The 15,114-nt window shown below is 64.4% G+C and carries 15 protein-coding genes; 9 read left to right on the top strand and 6 right to left on the bottom strand.

Translation table 11 applies throughout. From position 1 onward, the window contains the following. Positions 1 to 1,167 (bottom strand): efflux RND transporter periplasmic adaptor subunit, encoded by a 1,167-nt coding sequence (locus N6H05_RS14545; protein WP_284110146.1) that lies wholly within the window; start codon positions 1,165 to 1,167, stop codon positions 1 to 3. A 116-nt stretch (positions 1,168 to 1,283) separates the two neighbouring features. Here N6H05_RS14545 and N6H05_RS14540 point away from each other — a divergent pair, with 116 nt between their 5' ends. After that, complete coding sequence (locus tag N6H05_RS14540) at positions 1,284 to 1,871, top strand: TetR/AcrR family transcriptional regulator (protein ID WP_004207585.1); 588 nt, start codon at positions 1,284 to 1,286, stop codon at positions 1,869 to 1,871. Here N6H05_RS14540 and N6H05_RS14535 read toward each other — a convergent pair. Continuing rightward, complete coding sequence (locus N6H05_RS14535; RefSeq protein ID WP_284110144.1) at positions 1,868 to 3,010, bottom strand: glycosyltransferase family 4 protein; 1,143 nt, start codon at positions 3,008 to 3,010, stop codon at positions 1,868 to 1,870. The genes N6H05_RS14540 and N6H05_RS14535 overlap by 4 nt on opposite strands. Further along, positions 3,007 to 4,287 (bottom strand): Xaa-Pro dipeptidase, encoded by a 1,281-nt coding sequence (locus N6H05_RS14530; RefSeq protein ID WP_284110143.1) that lies wholly within the window; start codon positions 4,285 to 4,287, stop codon positions 3,007 to 3,009. Before N6H05_RS14530 ends, N6H05_RS14535 begins: the two co-directional genes overlap by 4 nt. A gap of 227 nt (positions 4,288 to 4,514) precedes the next feature. Here N6H05_RS14530 and N6H05_RS14525 point away from each other — a divergent pair, with 227 nt between their 5' ends. After that, the gene (locus N6H05_RS14525) at positions 4,515 to 4,685 is read left to right on the top strand and encodes a hypothetical protein (RefSeq protein ID WP_010336034.1); all 171 of its coding nucleotides are present in this window, start codon (positions 4,515 to 4,517) and stop codon (positions 4,683 to 4,685) included. Between the two features lie 9 nt (positions 4,686 to 4,694). On the opposite strand, the gene N6H05_RS14520 is transcribed toward N6H05_RS14525, so the two are convergent. From N6H05_RS14520 to N6H05_RS14510, 3 genes are all read right to left on the bottom strand, one after another. Then, entirely contained in the window at positions 4,695 to 7,592 is a 2,898-nt protein-coding gene (locus N6H05_RS14520) for a M16 family metallopeptidase (RefSeq protein ID WP_284110142.1), read from the bottom strand. Between the two features lie 206 nt (positions 7,593 to 7,798). After that, on the bottom strand, positions 7,799 to 9,229 hold the full coding sequence (locus N6H05_RS14515; RefSeq protein ID WP_284110140.1) for a DEAD/DEAH box helicase: 1,431 nt from the start codon (positions 9,227 to 9,229) through the stop codon (positions 7,799 to 7,801). A gap of 279 nt (positions 9,230 to 9,508) precedes the next feature. Beyond that, positions 9,509 to 9,979: a pyridoxamine 5'-phosphate oxidase family protein gene (locus N6H05_RS14510; RefSeq protein ID WP_284110139.1), complete on the bottom strand. Its 471-nt coding sequence runs from the start codon at positions 9,977 to 9,979 to the stop codon at positions 9,509 to 9,511. Between the two features lie 105 nt (positions 9,980 to 10,084). On the opposite strand from N6H05_RS14510, the gene N6H05_RS14505 reads away from it, so the two are divergent. The 7 genes from N6H05_RS14505 (at position 10,085) to miaB (ending at position 15,080) form a co-directional block, all read left to right on the top strand. Further along, positions 10,085 to 10,663 carry a NifU family protein gene (locus N6H05_RS14505; protein WP_004207592.1) on the top strand — a complete coding sequence of 193 codons (579 nt, stop codon included), beginning with the start codon at positions 10,085 to 10,087 and terminating at the stop codon, positions 10,661 to 10,663. Positions 10,664 to 10,751: 88 nt separating this feature from the next. Beyond that, positions 10,752 to 11,378 carry a tRNA (adenosine(37)-N6)-threonylcarbamoyltransferase complex dimerization subunit type 1 TsaB gene (gene tsaB, locus N6H05_RS14500; RefSeq protein ID WP_284110138.1) on the top strand — a complete coding sequence of 209 codons (627 nt, stop codon included), beginning with the start codon at positions 10,752 to 10,754 and terminating at the stop codon, positions 11,376 to 11,378. Next, on the top strand, positions 11,375 to 11,857 hold the full coding sequence (locus N6H05_RS14495) for a GNAT family N-acetyltransferase (protein ID WP_037511585.1): 483 nt from the start codon (positions 11,375 to 11,377) through the stop codon (positions 11,855 to 11,857). Before tsaB ends, N6H05_RS14495 begins: the two co-directional genes overlap by 4 nt. A 111-nt stretch (positions 11,858 to 11,968) precedes the next feature. After that, positions 11,969 to 12,394, top strand: coding sequence for a Ros/MucR family transcriptional regulator (locus N6H05_RS14490; protein WP_004207595.1), 426 nt, complete (start codon positions 11,969 to 11,971; stop codon positions 12,392 to 12,394). Positions 12,395 to 12,520: 126 nt separating this feature from the next. Continuing rightward, positions 12,521 to 12,943, top strand: a complete 423-nt coding sequence (locus N6H05_RS14485) for a Fur family transcriptional regulator (protein WP_004207596.1) — start codon at positions 12,521 to 12,523, stop codon at positions 12,941 to 12,943. A 4-nt stretch (positions 12,944 to 12,947) separates the two neighbouring features. Continuing rightward, positions 12,948 to 13,706, top strand: a complete 759-nt coding sequence (locus N6H05_RS14480; RefSeq protein WP_284110137.1) for a lysophospholipid acyltransferase family protein — start codon at positions 12,948 to 12,950, stop codon at positions 13,704 to 13,706. Between the two features lie 9 nt (positions 13,707 to 13,715). Then, positions 13,716 to 15,080: a tRNA (N6-isopentenyl adenosine(37)-C2)-methylthiotransferase MiaB gene (gene miaB / locus N6H05_RS14475; RefSeq protein WP_284110136.1), complete on the top strand. Its 1,365-nt coding sequence runs from the start codon at positions 13,716 to 13,718 to the stop codon at positions 15,078 to 15,080. Positions 15,081 to 15,114 lie beyond the last annotated feature (34 nt).

The following is a 15,114-nucleotide window of genomic DNA, read 5'->3' as shown; positions in this document are numbered from 1 at the left end:
TTAGTGCGCCCCGCCCTGGGCTGCCACACCAGCTTCGGGGGCGGTCACCTGCTGCGGCGCGCCGGGCTTGACCACCGTGCCGGGACGCAGATTGACCAGCCCCTCGACGATCAGCTTGTCGCCCGGCTTCAGGCCGCTGGTGACGATCCACTTGTCGCCGATCGCGCGATCGACCTCGACTTGGCGGACCTCGACCTTGTTGTCTTTGCCCACGACCATCGCCGTCGCCCGGCCGCGCGCGTCGCGCGAAATGCCCTGTTGCGGGGCCAGGATCGCCTGGGTGCGCTCACCCTCGATCAGCTTGGCGCGGACATACATGCCCGGCAGCAACAGCCCGTCAGCGTTGGGGAAGATTGCGCGTAGCGTGACCGCGCCCGAGCTGGAATCCACCGTCACATCGGCAAATTGCAAGCGGCCTTCACCCGGATAGACACTGCCATTGGGCAGGATCAGCTGGATGCGGGCGCCCTGCGCCTCGCTGATGCCGCCGGCCTTCATCGCCTGCTTGAGGTCGATGATCTGCGCGGCGGACTGGGTCACGTCGACATAGACGCGGTCGGTGCGCTGGATGGTGGTCAGCGGATCGGCCTGACCGGTCTGGACCAGCGCACCCGGGGTCAGCAGCGAACGGCTGATACGGCCCGAGATGGGCGCACGAATACGGGTGAAATTCTGGTTCACCTGTGCCGCCTGCACTGCGCCCTGCTGCGCCGCAACATTGGCGCGCGCCTGCTGGGCCGCTGCATCGGCATCGTCATATTCCTGCTTCGACACCGCATTGATGCCGACCAGATCCTTGTAGCGCTGAGCCTGAAGCCCGGTCGAGCGGATCGCCGCTTGCGCGTTGGCGAGCGAACCCTGCGCCTGGGCGAGCGCGGCCCGGTAGGGCGCGTCATCGATCTCGTACAGCACTTGTCCGGCCTGGACGTTACCGCCCTCGGTAAACAGACGGCGACGAATGATGCCGCTGATCTGCGGCCGGACTTCGGCCGTTTCAAAGGCTGAAATGCGGCCCGGCAGTTCGTTCAGCAACGGTGCCGACTCGGTCTTGAGCGTCACCACGCCCACGCTCGGCGGCGGCGGTGCGGGCGGCGCTTCCTGACCGCAAGCGCTCAGCGCAAGGGCCGAAACACAGGCCAGCAATCCGAAGAAGTTCCCCTTTTGCATCAATTTTCCCAATCCGATAAATATCGCAGGACCGGAATGAACGTTCATTCCGCTTGCCGCGCACCTAAGAAGCTGTCAGAGGGAATTCAAGAGAAAAACAATTTTCCGAGGGTAAAATGGTTGCAGCGCAGCATGAAAAAAGCAGTCGCGACCGTGTTCTTGCAGCGGCGCGAGACCTGTTCAACAGCCATGGTTTCCACCAGACGTCCATGGCCGAACTCGCTTCCGCCGCACAGGTATCAGTGGGGCAAATATATCGGCTTTTCAAAGGAAAGGAAGATATCATCGAGGCTATCGTCCATGCCGACGCCGATCAGTGGGCGGAGGACGTCGATATCCTGCGCAAACGACTCGACAGTGGCGAGTTGAGCATCGACGATACGTTCGAGCAACTGATGCTGCACGTCATTGACGAAAAGGATGAGGCGCTGTCGTTCGACATCTTGGCCGAAAGCTTCCGCAATCCGACGGTCGGCGAGATGATCGGGACCATGTGCGGCCGTTTCCGCGACGATATTCGCGACTTTGCCTGCGCCGCCAATCCGGAGCTTTCAGGCGAAGCGCTGGACGGCGCGGAGGAGATGATCCTGGCCTGCATGTTCGGCCTGGGCCATCGCAGCCTGTCGCGCCCCAATCTCAGCCCGGAGGCGTCGGCCCGACGCGCCGCCCAGATGATCGTGGCAGGCCTGAAGGCCGTGCGTTAACGGCCTGCCACCTGGTCATAAAGCGCCACAGTTTCGCGCGCGCACCGGTCCCAGCTATAGCCACCGGCGATGGCCAGTCCGGCAGCGCGCGCTGTCTCCCGCCATTCACCATCCACCAGCGCCTGCTCCAGTCGATGCGCAAAATCGTCGATATCTTCGGGTTCGACCAGCATGGCCGCGCCGCCTGTAACTTCCGGGAGGCAGGAGGCATTGGCGACGACGGTCGGCACGCCGCTCGCCATCGCCTCGACCGGCGGCAGGCCAAAGCCCTCATAAACCGACGGATAGACGAACAGCGCTGCACCGGCATAGAGCAGCGGCAGATCTTCCTCCGGCACGAACCCCAGATAGCGCACCCAGCCCTCTCGTGCGCCGCGATCCATCAATGCCTGGATGTCATCACTCAGCCAGCCGGCCCCGCCTGTCACCATCAACGGCCAGCGGCTTCGCACAGCCGGCGGCAGCATTTCCCATGCCTGCAGCAGTTGCGGGATGCGCTTGCGCGGCTCCACCGTCGACACGCACAGCGCATAGCCCCGCGGCGCCAGATCATAGCGCGACAATGCGGGGCGCAATTGATCGCGATCCCGTGGCATGAAAGCCGGGCTGGCCGCCAATGGCACTGCCGTAACCTGCTCGGGCGAAAGCGAAAGAAAATCGATCACCTCGCTCCGCGTGGTCGCACTGTCGGTGATGATATGGGCGGCGCGGGCAACCGACGCTTCAAAATTCCGCTCGAACTGGCGCAACCGCGCCTCGGGATGGGTTTCGGGATAGCGGAATACCGACAGGTCGTGAACGGTGATGACCCCGCCCTCAGTCGCTGCCGGCAGGAAATAATTGGGACCATGGAACAGGTGCGACCGCATGACCGCAGCATCGCGCACGTCCCTGCCCCACTTGCGCAATCCGGTGGTGCGCTTGCGCAGCCAGCGATGAACCTTGTGACGCTGCTTAGGCGTCACAGGCTCATCCAGCAGCTTCGCCGGATCCGCGATCCACTCGCCATTGCGATAGAAACGAACGCCATCCACCTCGGGCGCTGCACCAATGCGTTGCGCCAGTTCCCAACTATAGCGACCAATACCCGAGAGACGCGGCTCCAGCGCCTCCACCGACAATATGACCTTCACGCTCATTCGACCAGTTCGCCGCCCTTCACCACGTCGCTGACATGCTGCAGCAAGGTGACGTCCTTGAGCGGATCGCCCTGCACCGCAACGATGTCCCCATAGCGGCCGACCGCGATCGCACCGACATCGGCTTCCCAACCCAGCGCCTTGGCGCCGCTGACGGTCGCCGCCTGGATCGCCTGCATCGGCGTCATGCCCCATTCGACCATCTTGGCGAACTGCTTGCCATTGTCGCCATGGGGATAGACGCCGGCATCGGTCCCGAACAGCATCGGCACGCCCGCCTTCACCGCCTTGCGGAAGGTTTCGCGCTGCAACCGCCCGATCAGCTTTTCCTTGTCCAGGCTTTCCTGCTCGGTGCCATTGGCCGTGCCGGTCGCCAGGATATAATCGTCATTATAGATATCCATGTCGAACCAGGTCTTCTTGCTGGCCGCCAGCTTGATCGTCTCGTCATCGGCCAGGCTGCAATGTTCGATCGTGTCGATCCCCGCCTCGATCGCGGTGCGGATACCGTCATTGCCATGGGCATGGGCCGCGACCTTGAGTCCCAGCATATGCGCCTCGTCGACGATCGCCTTCATCTCGTCAAAGCTCAGCTGCTGCGCGCCGACCGCGTCGCCCAGCGAGAAGACACCACCGGTCGCACAGATCTTGATCACGCGGGCGCCATATTTGTGCAGCCAGCGCACCTTGGCGCGGCCCTCCTGCGGGCTGTCGACCACCGAAGGCTCCTTGCGGTCCATTGAGGGCGGCAGGCCACCGCCATCGCAATGGCCGCCGGTCGCGCCGATTGCATAGCCGGCCGGGATGATCCGCGGCCCGACAATCTGCCCCTCCTCGATCGCCTGCTTGAGGCCCACATCGGCGAAATCCGCCGACCCGACATTGCGCACGGTGGTAAAACCGGCCTTCAGCGTGATCCGCGCATTCTTGACGCCCACAGCGGTCCAGAAACTGTCGGTGTAGCGCAGCCCCTGATAGCCGCCGACTTCCGCCAGGCTGGTCAGGTGGACGTGCATGTCGATGAGGCCCGGCAGGATGGTCTTGCCCGACAGATCGATATGCTTGACGTCGCTGCCCCAGCGCACGGTGCGCGCGTCGGCGATGCCGGTAATGCGACCATCGGTGATGAAGATAGCCGGATGATCGACCGTCTTGCCGGCCAGCACATCGACCATATGATCCGCGGTGACGACCACCTGCTCGGCAAGCGCCGGCGCGGCAGCCAGCGACAACAGGATGGTGGTGGCCATGGCCGATGCCCGGACAGTCTTCAACATGCGATGCAAATCCCCCTGGGCGATCGATGTCCGGGCCGCGTATGGCCGGATCATCATTGCCCCACGCCCCTGACCTAGCGACCAAAGCCGGCCAGCATCAAGGGCAAAGATGGATGGTCGCATCGTGCCGCCCGCCCCTGTTTCGTCCCCGTCCACCGCAAGCCCCTGCCCTGCCCGCAACCTGTTGGCGCCTCGCCCATTGGAGGATCAATCGAGGGAGGTATTTCATGGATCTGGAAGCAAATTTCGGCCGCGCCTATTTCGAGCAGCGACGGGACCGCAATCGCCAGTTGGCCGCGCGATCGGCCACACCGGCGCTCCGCAACATGCATCTGGAATATGCGCGGCTCTACGAGCAATTGCTGCAGGCAGAGGACGCGCAAGCAGCCTCCGCCTGATCCAGCCGTCTATTTGGCGGCGACGCCCTGTGGCAGCACCACTGCCGACCAGCTCTTGCCCGGCACCAGATATTTGGTGGCCAGCGCCTGGATGTCGGCCGGCGTGACGTTGAGCAGATCCTGGCTCATGGTCTGCATCGCCTGCACATAGCGCGGGTCGTGGGTCGCCCCTTCCATCTGGCTCATCCAGAAGGCATTGCCGGTGCTGGCGCGCATCAGCAATTGCCGCATCGGCGCCACGGCCCGTTGCAGTTCGTCGGCGCTGATCGGCGTCTTCGCCAGATCGGCGGCCGTTTCCTTCACGACGCTGTAGAAATAATTGACCCGGTCCGGCCGCACCTGGCTCGTCACCAAGATATAGCCGCCACTATCATAGGAGAAGGGCCAGCTATTCTGCACGCTGGGCGAATAGGCAGCGCCCTCGGTCGAGCGCAGCTTGTCGAACAACCGGTCATTGAAGATCTGGGTCAGGATTTCGAGCTGGCGCGCCTCCTTGGTCATTGTAAAACCGCCGGACGTCGGCCAGGCCATGACGGCGGCCGCCTGCTCCTTGTCGCCGTCATGGCGCAGGATGACCGGCTGTTCGACATGGGCGGGGAAACGCTGCACCTTGTTCGCGGCCGGCACCGGCACGTCCGGGCGAGCCGGCATCGCGCCAAAGGTCGCCGCCACGGCCTGGATCGCTTCTTCGGCCTTTACCTGGCCGAAAATCTGGATCTCGATCGGTCCCGAAGCCAGGATCGGCTCCCAGGTCTGGCGGAAGCTTTCAGGCGTCAGCGCGTTGATTTCCGCCTTGGACGGGGTGCGGAACCGCACATCCTTGTCATGCAGCAGCCAGTTGAGGTCGCGCCCCAGCACGCCATCGGGCGCGCGCGACATCGCGTCATAGGCGACCGAGGCGCCGGTCTTCACCCGCGCGATCGGCGCCGGATCCCAGCCCGGCTGATACAGCTTGGCGGCGAACAGGCGCAGCTGGTCCTTGTAATCGGCCGGACGGGTAACTGCCTGCAATTCGAACGCGTCATCGTCGGTCGAAAACTGCATGCCCATGCGCCGGCCATTGGTCAGGTCGTCCAGTTCCCGCTGGCCAAGCTTGCCGATGCCGCTCGCCACCAGCGCATAATCGCCGGCCCAGCTTGCCACCGGCTTGGTGGGTGAGAAGGCCTGCTGGCCATGACCGAAGCGGACATTGATGCGTACCTTCTCGGTCTCCGCATCATTGGCGAATAGCGTCAGCTTGACGCCGTTGGAAAAGGTGATGCTCTCCATCCCCTGCAACCCGACCGGCGTGCGCGACACGACGGTCGCGGGCGCACCGAATTTGGGCAGGTCGTCCATCGTCACCGCCTTGTCGGCCAGCCGGGCATTGGTCGCCGCCTTGACCGGCGTGGCGAGCGCAGCGGCCAGCTTCTGGTCCTGCCCCGCCTCGACCTTGCCAGTGATCAGCATCGCCCGGAACACCCCGGCGGAAAAGAGCCGGCGGGTGCAATCCAGTATCTTCTGCGGCGTCATCGCCGGCTTGCCGGAGCGGAAGATGTCGAGCGCCGCCTGCGGGCTGACCGTGGTTTCGCGAATATCCACCGCGCTCACCAGATCGCTCGCCTGCTTGGCCCCGGCTTCCGTGTCGGCATTTTCGACCTGGATCGCCAGCGCCGTGTCGAGCTGCGCATATTCGCGGTCGATTTCCTGCTGGGTCGGCGGCGCGGCCTTGGCATCCTCGATGATCGCGCGCACATCGGCCAGCGCCTTCTCCCAATTCTCGCCGGTGGGCGTGATGGTGATGAAGGTGCCGTCGGCCGACCGGCTGATATCCTGCTGATCGACGCCCGCCGCCAGGAAGCTGCCCCCTGCCCGTGCCGCCTGCTCCAGCCGCCGACTGACGATCTGCAGCGCCAGCATGTCGGTCAGCTTGTCCTGATTATAGACGATCGTGTCGGCATGGGGCTTCCACGGACGCAGCCAGGCCATGGTGAGGCCCGTCGGCGAGCCCGGTTCCACCACGACGCGGGTAGCCGGCGCCTTGGCGTCCGGTTCTCCGAAATCGGGCTGCTCGGCGCCCTTGCCGCTATCCTGCCAACTGGCGAAATTATCCTTGAGCAACTGTTCGGCCAGCGCCGGGTCGATATCGCCGGCAATCGCGATCACCGTGTTTTCCGGGCGATACCAGCGCTGGTGGAAGGCTTCGGCCTTGGCCGCGGTCGCCGCGTTGAGCGTCGCGACCGTGCCGATCGGTGCATGGTCGGCCAAGGGCTGGCCGGCGAAGAAATGCTGGCGACTTGCGTCGGAAATGCGCATCTGCGGACCGTCGCTCTCGCGCCGTTCGGCCAGCACCACCGCCCGCTCGGCATCGACCGCGCTGTCGACGATATTGGGGTCGGTCATCATGCCGGCCAGAATTTTCAGGCTTTCGCCAAGGCTCGTCTGATTGGCCTGGGGCAGGTCGAGCGCATAGGTGGTGCCGGTCGGCGTGGTCGCGGCATTGCTGTCGCTGCCGAAGGTTACGCCCAGCCGCTGCCAGATGCGCTTCGATTCGCCATCGGGCACATGGCGCGACCCGCGCATGGACAGATGTTCCATGAAATGGGCATAGCCCTGTTCATCGGGACGCTCCATCAGCGATCCGGCATCGATACGCAGGCGGATCGACACCTGCCCCGGCGGCACACCGTTGCGGCGGATGGCATAGCGCAGCCCGTTGGACAGCGTACCGAACCGCCACGCCGTGTCGATCGGCACATCGCTATTTTCGTAGAGCCAGGGGCGGATATCCGCCTGGCTACCGCCCGGCGCAGCCTTTGCTCCGGCAACCGAAGGATCGGTTCTGGCCGCCAGCGGCAGGGGAGAGCCCGACAGAAGCAGGGCAAGAATGGTGAGCGAAGCGGCCGAACGGCGAGAGGTCAAACGCATAGGCATGGGAGCCTAACGGCATTTTCCTGAATGACCACTGACAAAGATGGTCACGCCGAGGCTTCGGAGCATCGCGCACAGAAGGGGGAACCGCTCTTGCGCCCCACGCGATGCGACAATGAAGATATGGCGCGGAAGCAAAATGGCGTGCGCCAGACCGGTTCGTCCCGGACGCCCCATGGGGAGCGCCCGGAACGCCTCAGCTATTAGCCGCGCGGTGCGCCGGTGCGCTGGACCGCGCCCTTGTGCGTGCCGACGGCGCCACCGCCGCCACCACGACGACGACGGAAATTCTTCTTGGCGCCGGCACCATCGCCTTCGCCACGATGCGCACCCTCGCCACGATGGGCCCCTTCACCCCGGCGAGCCTTGTCGGGCGCGCCGCGCTGGGCCTTCTGTCCATCCTGATAACGACGCTGGCCTTCGGCGCGCTTGGCCTGCTGGGCAGGGCTCTGGCTCGGCCCCTTGCGCTGCGGAGCGGGCTTGGGAAGGTTGCGCACGGCCTCCAGGAAATTCTCCGGCAGGGGCACGATCTCGGGCTTCACCTTGGTCGCCCGCTCGATCGCCTTCAGATAAGGCCGTTCATCATCCGCCACGAAGCTGATGGCGATGCCGTCCGCGCCGGCACGCGCCGTGCGCCCGATCCGGTGGACATATTGTTCCGGCACGTTCGGGATCTCGAAGTTGATGACGTGGGACACGCCCGACACGTCGATGCCGCGCGCGGCAATGTCGGTCGCGACCAGCAGCTTGCAATGGCCATGGCGGAACGCCTGCAACGCGGTGGTGCGCTGCGCCTGGCTCTTGTTGCCATGGATCGCGAAGGCCTGGATGCCCGCGCCCTCCAGGAAACGCACGACGCGGTCGGCGCCATGCTTGGTACGGGTAAAGATCAGCGCGCGGTCGATCTCCTCGGTCTTCAGCACGATATGCAGCAGCGCCTGCTTCTCCGCCTGGTTGACGAAGGTCAGCTGCTGGCGGACACGCTCGGCCGTGGTCGACTGCGGCGCGACGCTGACCTTGACCGGATCATTGAGGAACTGGCCGGCCAGCGCCTCGATCTCCTTGGGCATCGTGGCCGAGAAGAACAGGTTCTGGCGATCGCGCGGCAACAGCTTGGCAATACGCTTCAGGGGGTGGATGAAGCCCATGTCCATCATCTGATCGGCTTCGTCGAGGACGAAGATTTCCGTATCCTTGATGGTGAAGGCGCGCTGGTCGATCAGGTCGAGCAGGCGGCCGGGGGTGGCGACGACGATGTCGACGCCGGCCGACAGGGCACGGATCTGCTTGTTGACCGGCACGCCGCCGAACACGGTTTCCACCGACAGGCGCAGGAAACGGCCATAGTCGCGGAAACTCTGGGCGATCTGGGCGGCCAGCTCGCGGGTCGGCGACAGCACCAGCATGCGACAGCCCTTGATCGGCGTCGGCTTGGGATTGCGCGCGAAATAGTCGAGGCTGGGCAGCGCGAAGGCTGCGGTCTTGCCGGTGCCGGTCTGGGCGATGCCGCACAGGTCGCGGCCTTCCAGCAGGACCGGAATGGCCTTTTGCTGGATCGGCGTCGGCTCGGCATATTTCTTGGCGGTAAGCGCCTTGATGATCGGCTCGGAAAGACCAAGTTCATTGAAATGCATGAGAAACTCACAAGTCGGCCGGGCGCCAACCTGTCTGCGGACGCAGCAAGGGCGCAAGGCGGGTTAGGAAACGACCCGCGTGAATAGGGAAGCCTCAAGCTTGGCGCAGACTGTCATTGGCCGGTCCCCAGGGCCTGTCAGAGCCGGGAACGATCACGCTGCCAATCGCTATCGGGCCCCAAGGGCCATGCTGCGCTGCCGCACATATGGGGTAAATGCCGCCGAAAAGCAAGCGGCCACGGGATTTCGCCCGCGGCCGCCCAACATCATGTCAGTCCTTTAGAGGCTGACCTCGGCATGCTTGTCGCGCAACTCCGCCCGGACATCGCCGCCGAACATCATCTTGAACACCCCGCCGATCGACAGATCAGCGCGCCAGATCTCCGCCGTGCCAAGGTCAAAGCGCAGCATCAGCAGGTTGGGATCCTGCCGTCCGCCCGGATACCAGGCCTCGACCTGCTTCGACCAATAACGGTCGATCACCGCCTCGTCGGTCTCGGGGACCAGCGTGCCGTTGATGCAGGCGAACAGATAATGATCCTTCGCCGCGAACTGCGCCATCGCCGGGCCGCCCGTCGCCAGCCGATTGTCGCGACTGGTATAGAACCAGAAGCAATGATCGGCATCTTTGTCCAATTGCGCGGTCATCGGCACGCTGTGCGCATGGGCACCCTGCAACCCCACCATCAGGAACGGGCTGCTCGACAGGTCCGTCCAGAAACGTTCGCGAATATCCTTGTCGTCGCTCATCTTTCCATCTCCTTATCTGGGGCTTCACCAAAGGAAATGGCCCGACGCCGCCGAAGTTCCGTTTGACCGCTTGATCTCGCGCGCGCACGTCGCCACATAGCGGCCATGCTGATCGAGACTGAACTCACGCCCAATCCGGCGACCGTCAAATTCCTCCCCGGCCAGGCCGTCATGGGCGCTGCAGGAACCCGCGACTTCGCCAGCCCTGAAGAGGCGGAAGCCTCGCCGTTGGCCGATGCGCTGTTCGGCCTGGGTGACGTGACCGGCGTCTTCTTCGGCGCCGACTTCATTTCGGTGACGATCGCGCCAGGCGCCGAATGGAGCGACGTGAAGCCGGAAATCCTCTCGATCCTGCTTGACCATTTCTCGGCCAACATGCCGCTGTTCGCCGCCGGCACCGCTGCGGGCTTCAGCGTCCCGGCCGAGGAAGAGGCTTTTACCGACGATCCAGAAGATGCCGAGATCGTCGACCAGATCAAGGATCTGATCGAAACCCGCGTGCGCCCGGCCGTAGCCAATGACGGCGGCGACATCATCTATCGCGGCTTCGACAAGGGCACCGTCTATCTGCGCATGCAGGGCGCCTGTGCCGGCTGCCCCTCCTCCTCCGCCACGCTCAAGAACGGCATCGAGCAGTTGCTCAAACATTATGTGCCGGAAGTGACGGAAGTCCGCGCGGTCTGACGCTGCGATGACCGGATTTGGCAAATCGCGCCGGATCGATTAACCGCAGCCATATCCATATCGGCACCGCGGCTTCGGGGGAGTGAATTTGCGCATATTGGTCATCGACACCGCCACGCAGGCGCTGTCCGTTGCGCTGCTGGAAGACGGCCAGCCAATCGGCCATTTTCATGAAATCGTCGGCCGCGGCCATGCCGAAGCGCTGCTGCCCGCGATCGCCGCGCTGCCCGATGGCGGGCGCGCCGATGCGATCGCGGTCGATGTCGGGCCGGGCAGCTTTACCGGCGTGCGCATCGGCATCGCCGCCGCCCGCGCCTTGGCGCTCGCCTGGTCGGTGCCGCTCCATGGCTATAGCGCCTTTTGCCTGATCGCCGCGATGGCGGCCGCCGACCATCAGGAAGGTCCGATCGCCGTCACCATCACCGGCGGCCATGGCGAACTCTTCTGGCAATTGTTCGAGGCCGATGGCCGCACCGCCACGACCCAGCCCGCCTCCACGCCGATCGCCACGCTCGCGACCCAACTGGACATGACGCAATTTTACGGCACCGGGGCCGAGGCGCTGGTCACCGCACGCGGCGACGGCACCGCGATAGCCCTTTATCCCGAAGCTGCGCGCTACAGCCTGATTGCAGAGCTGCCGCCGCTTGCCCCCTCCCCGCTCTATGGCCGCGAGGCCGACGCCAAGACGATCGCGGAGCGCGCCGCTTCATGATCCCCGCCGGCCTGACGCTCGACACCTATGATGAGGGCGAGCGCAATGCGCTCGCCGACGCCATGGAAGTGATGACCCGCGCCTTCGACCCGCTGTTCGGCGAGGCCTGGACCCTGCCCCAATTGTCGGGCGTCATGACCATGCCCGGCACCTGGCTGACCATCGCCCATGTCGATGCGGCCCCGCTCGGCTTCGCCCTGGTCCGTTCGGTGCTGGACGAATGCGAACTACTGCTGCTGGCGGTCGATCCGCTATGGCGTGGCCGTGGCATTGGCCGGTCCCTGCTGGGCCACAGCCTGACGCTGGCGCGTCGCCGTGGCATCACGTCGATGAACCTGGAAGTTCGCGCATCGAACATGGCGGTCAAACTTTATGAGACTATTGGTTTCGAATATGTACATCGTCGCCCCGGTTACTATCGCGGCAATGACGGAAAGCTTCATGATGCATTGAGCTTTCGCATAGACATGCTTGTTTAAGGCAATCTTCTCTTGCGAAGGCAGGCCACAGGGTCTAGCCAAGATATACCGCTCTGAATCCATTTCCTCAGGCGGGTCGCACAATAGAAGCCTTTGCAGGAAACAAGAAAAATGGAAAACGAATCGGCACAGAGCGAACTGCTCGTCACTCTGACCTCCGACATTGTCGCTGCGCACGTTTCGAACAACAGTGTTGCTGTTTCCGACGTCGCAACCCTGATCCAGAATGTTCATGCCGCGCTGACCGGTCTTTCGACCCCGGCGCCCGCCCCCGAAGTCAAGCCGGAACCGGCTGTTTCGGTGCGCGCATCGATCAAGCCGGATTACATCATCTGTCTGGAAGACGGTAAGAAGCTGAAGATGCTCAAGCGTCACCTGATGACCCATTATCAGATGACCCCCGAAGATTATCGCGCCAAGTGGGGCCTGCCGGCCGATTACCCGATGGTCGCCCCCAATTATGCCGAACAGCGCCGCTCGCTGGCCAAGAAGATCGGCCTCGGCACCAAGCGCCGCCGGACCCGTGGCGGCAAATAAGCCCCACAACTTCGGTATTTACCTATTGCGAAAGGGGCGCATCGACGATGCGCCCCTTTTCCGTTGGAACAAAAGCGGCTAGGCAATGTCCGACTTTTCCATTTTTGAAGCGAGCCAGCCCCCCGCATGAACCGCAAGATCGACGTCGAAGCCCTTTGCCACGAAAAGGGCCTGCGCATCACCGAACAGCGCCGGGTCATCGCCCAGGTGCTGAGCGACGCGACCGATCATCCCGATGTCGAGGAACTGCACAAGCGCGCGTCCACCATCGATCCGGGCATCTCGATCGCCACCGTCTACCGCACCGTGCGCCTGTTCGAGGAAGCCGGCATTCTGGAGCGCCACGATTTTGGCGACGGCCGTGCCCGCTACGAAGCGGCCCCGGAATCGCATCATGACCATCTGATCGACGTCGAAACCGGCAACGTCATCGAATTCGTCGATCCCGAACTGGAACTGCTGCAGAAGCAGATCGCCGAAAAGCTCGGCTTCCGCCTGGTCGACCACCGCATGGAACTGTACGGCGTCGCCCTCGACCGCAAGGACTGACGCCTTGGCGCCACTGCGTCGGGCAGGCCGCATCGGCGCCCTGCTGGGCAGCCTGCTGCTCTGCCTGCCCCCGCACCTCTTGTGGCGCCTGTTTCGCCGTCCATCTCCCTGGCCGCGCCGCTTCCTGGGGATGGCGGCCCGCTCGGTCGGCGCGCGCGTCCGGGTGGAAGGTCGCCCGGTCGACAGCGACATGTTCCTGGTCGCCAATCATGTCAGCTGGGTCGATATCCTTGCCCTGGCTGACGCCACCGGAGCCGCTTTCGTCGCGCATGACGGCATTGCCAGCTGGCCGGTGATCGGCTGGCTCGCGGCCCAGAACAACACGTTGTTCGTCTCGCGCGAGAAGCGCGGCAGCCTGTCGGGCCAGCTCGATGCGCTGCGTGCCGCGCTCGCCGGCCACCAGCCGGTCGCGCTTTTTCCGGAAGGCACGACCAGCGACGGCGGTGGCCTGCTGCCCTTCAAGCCCTCGCTGCTCGCCGTGCTAATGCCGCCGCCGCGCGCGGTGATGATCCAGCCGGTCCATATCGATTATGGCGCCGCCACCGCCGAGATCGCCTGGCATGGTGACGAGCCGGCCGGCGCCAACGCCAAACGGCTGCTGGAGCGCAAGGGCCGCCTGCCCGTCACCATCCGTTTCCTGGAGCCGTTCGACCCGGCCAGTTGCGCCGATCGCAAGATATTGGCCGCCACCGCGCACCAGCGGATCGCCGCAAGCATTGCCGCGCAGCTGCCACCTTCCTCTTCGGGCCAAGCGCCTGTATAGCTGGACGGCATGAATCGTAACGACGCCCCCGAACATAAAGCCGGCAAGGGCCCGGCCACCTTCCAGGTCAAATCCTTCGGCTGCCAGATGAACGTCTATGATGGCGAGCGCATGGCCGAAATGCTGGGCGAGCGCGGCATGACCGCTGCTGCCGATGGCGCCGAAGCCGACCTCGTCATCCTCAACACCTGCCACATCCGCGAAAAGGCGGTGGACAAGGTCTATTCCGACATTGGCCGCCTGACCCGCGAGGATGGTACGCGCCCGATGATCGCCGTCGCCGGCTGCGTTGCCCAGGCCGAAGGCGGAGAAATCCAGCGCCGCGCCCGCAATGTCGACATCGTCGTCGGCCCGCAGGCCTATCACCGCCTGCCCGACCTCATTGGCAAGGCGCAGCGCGGCGAGGAGGCGGTCGACACCGACATGCCGGCCAATTCCAAGTTCGCCGCCCTGCCCGGCCGCACCAAGCAGGCCCGGCCGACCGCCTTCCTGACAATCATGGAAGGCTGCGACAAATTCTGCACCTATTGCGTTGTGCCCTATACCCGCGGCGCGGAGATCAGCCGCAGCTGGTCCGCGATCCTGGACGAGGCCAGGGCACTGGTCGATGGCGGCGTGCGCGAGATCACCCTGCTGGGTCAGAACGTCAATGCCTGGACCGGCGAAGATGATCGGGGTCGGATGCAGGGCATGGATGGCCTGGCCCGCGAGCTGGCGAAGCTGGGCGCGCTGGAGCGTATCCGCTACACCACCAGCCACCCCAATGACATGAGCGACGGCCTGATTGCCGCCCATGGCGACGAGCCCAAGCTGATGCCCTTCCTCCACCTGCCGGTGCAGTCGGGCAATGACCGCATTTTGAAGGCCATGAACCGCAGCCACACGGTCGACAGCTATCTGCGCATCATCGAGCGCGTGCGCGAGGCCCGACCGGACATCGCCCTGTCGGGCGATTTCATCGTCGGCTTCCCCGGTGAAACCGACGCGGAGTTCGAGGACACTCTGAAGATCGTCGAGCAAGTGCGCTATGCGCAATGCTATTCCTTCAAATACAGCCCCCGCCCCGGCACCCCGGCGGCGGACATGGATCATCAGATTCCGGCGGCGGTGATGGACGAACGGCTGGCCCGGCTGCAGGCCGCGATCAACCGCCATCAGGTCGATTTCAACAGCGCCACGGTGGGCCGCACCACCAGCATCCTGCTCGAACGCAAGGGCCGCTATCCCGGCCAGCTGATCGGCAAGACGCCCTGGCTGCAATCCGTCCATGTCACCGCGCCCGAATATGGCATTGGCGACATGGTCGATGTCGATATCATCAGCGCCGGCCCAAACAGCCTGGCCGGCGAAATCAGCAGGAGGAAAGCCGCTTGAACCAAAGCCTCGTCATTCCCGCACAGCCGGGAAG

Origin of the sequence: Sphingobium sp. WTD-1, assembly GCF_030128825.1 — a bacterium.
Lineage (GTDB): Bacteria > Pseudomonadota > Alphaproteobacteria > Sphingomonadales > Sphingomonadaceae > Sphingobium.
Note: the sequence above shows the minus strand (reverse complement) of the source record. Positions and strands in the feature narration are given on the sequence as shown.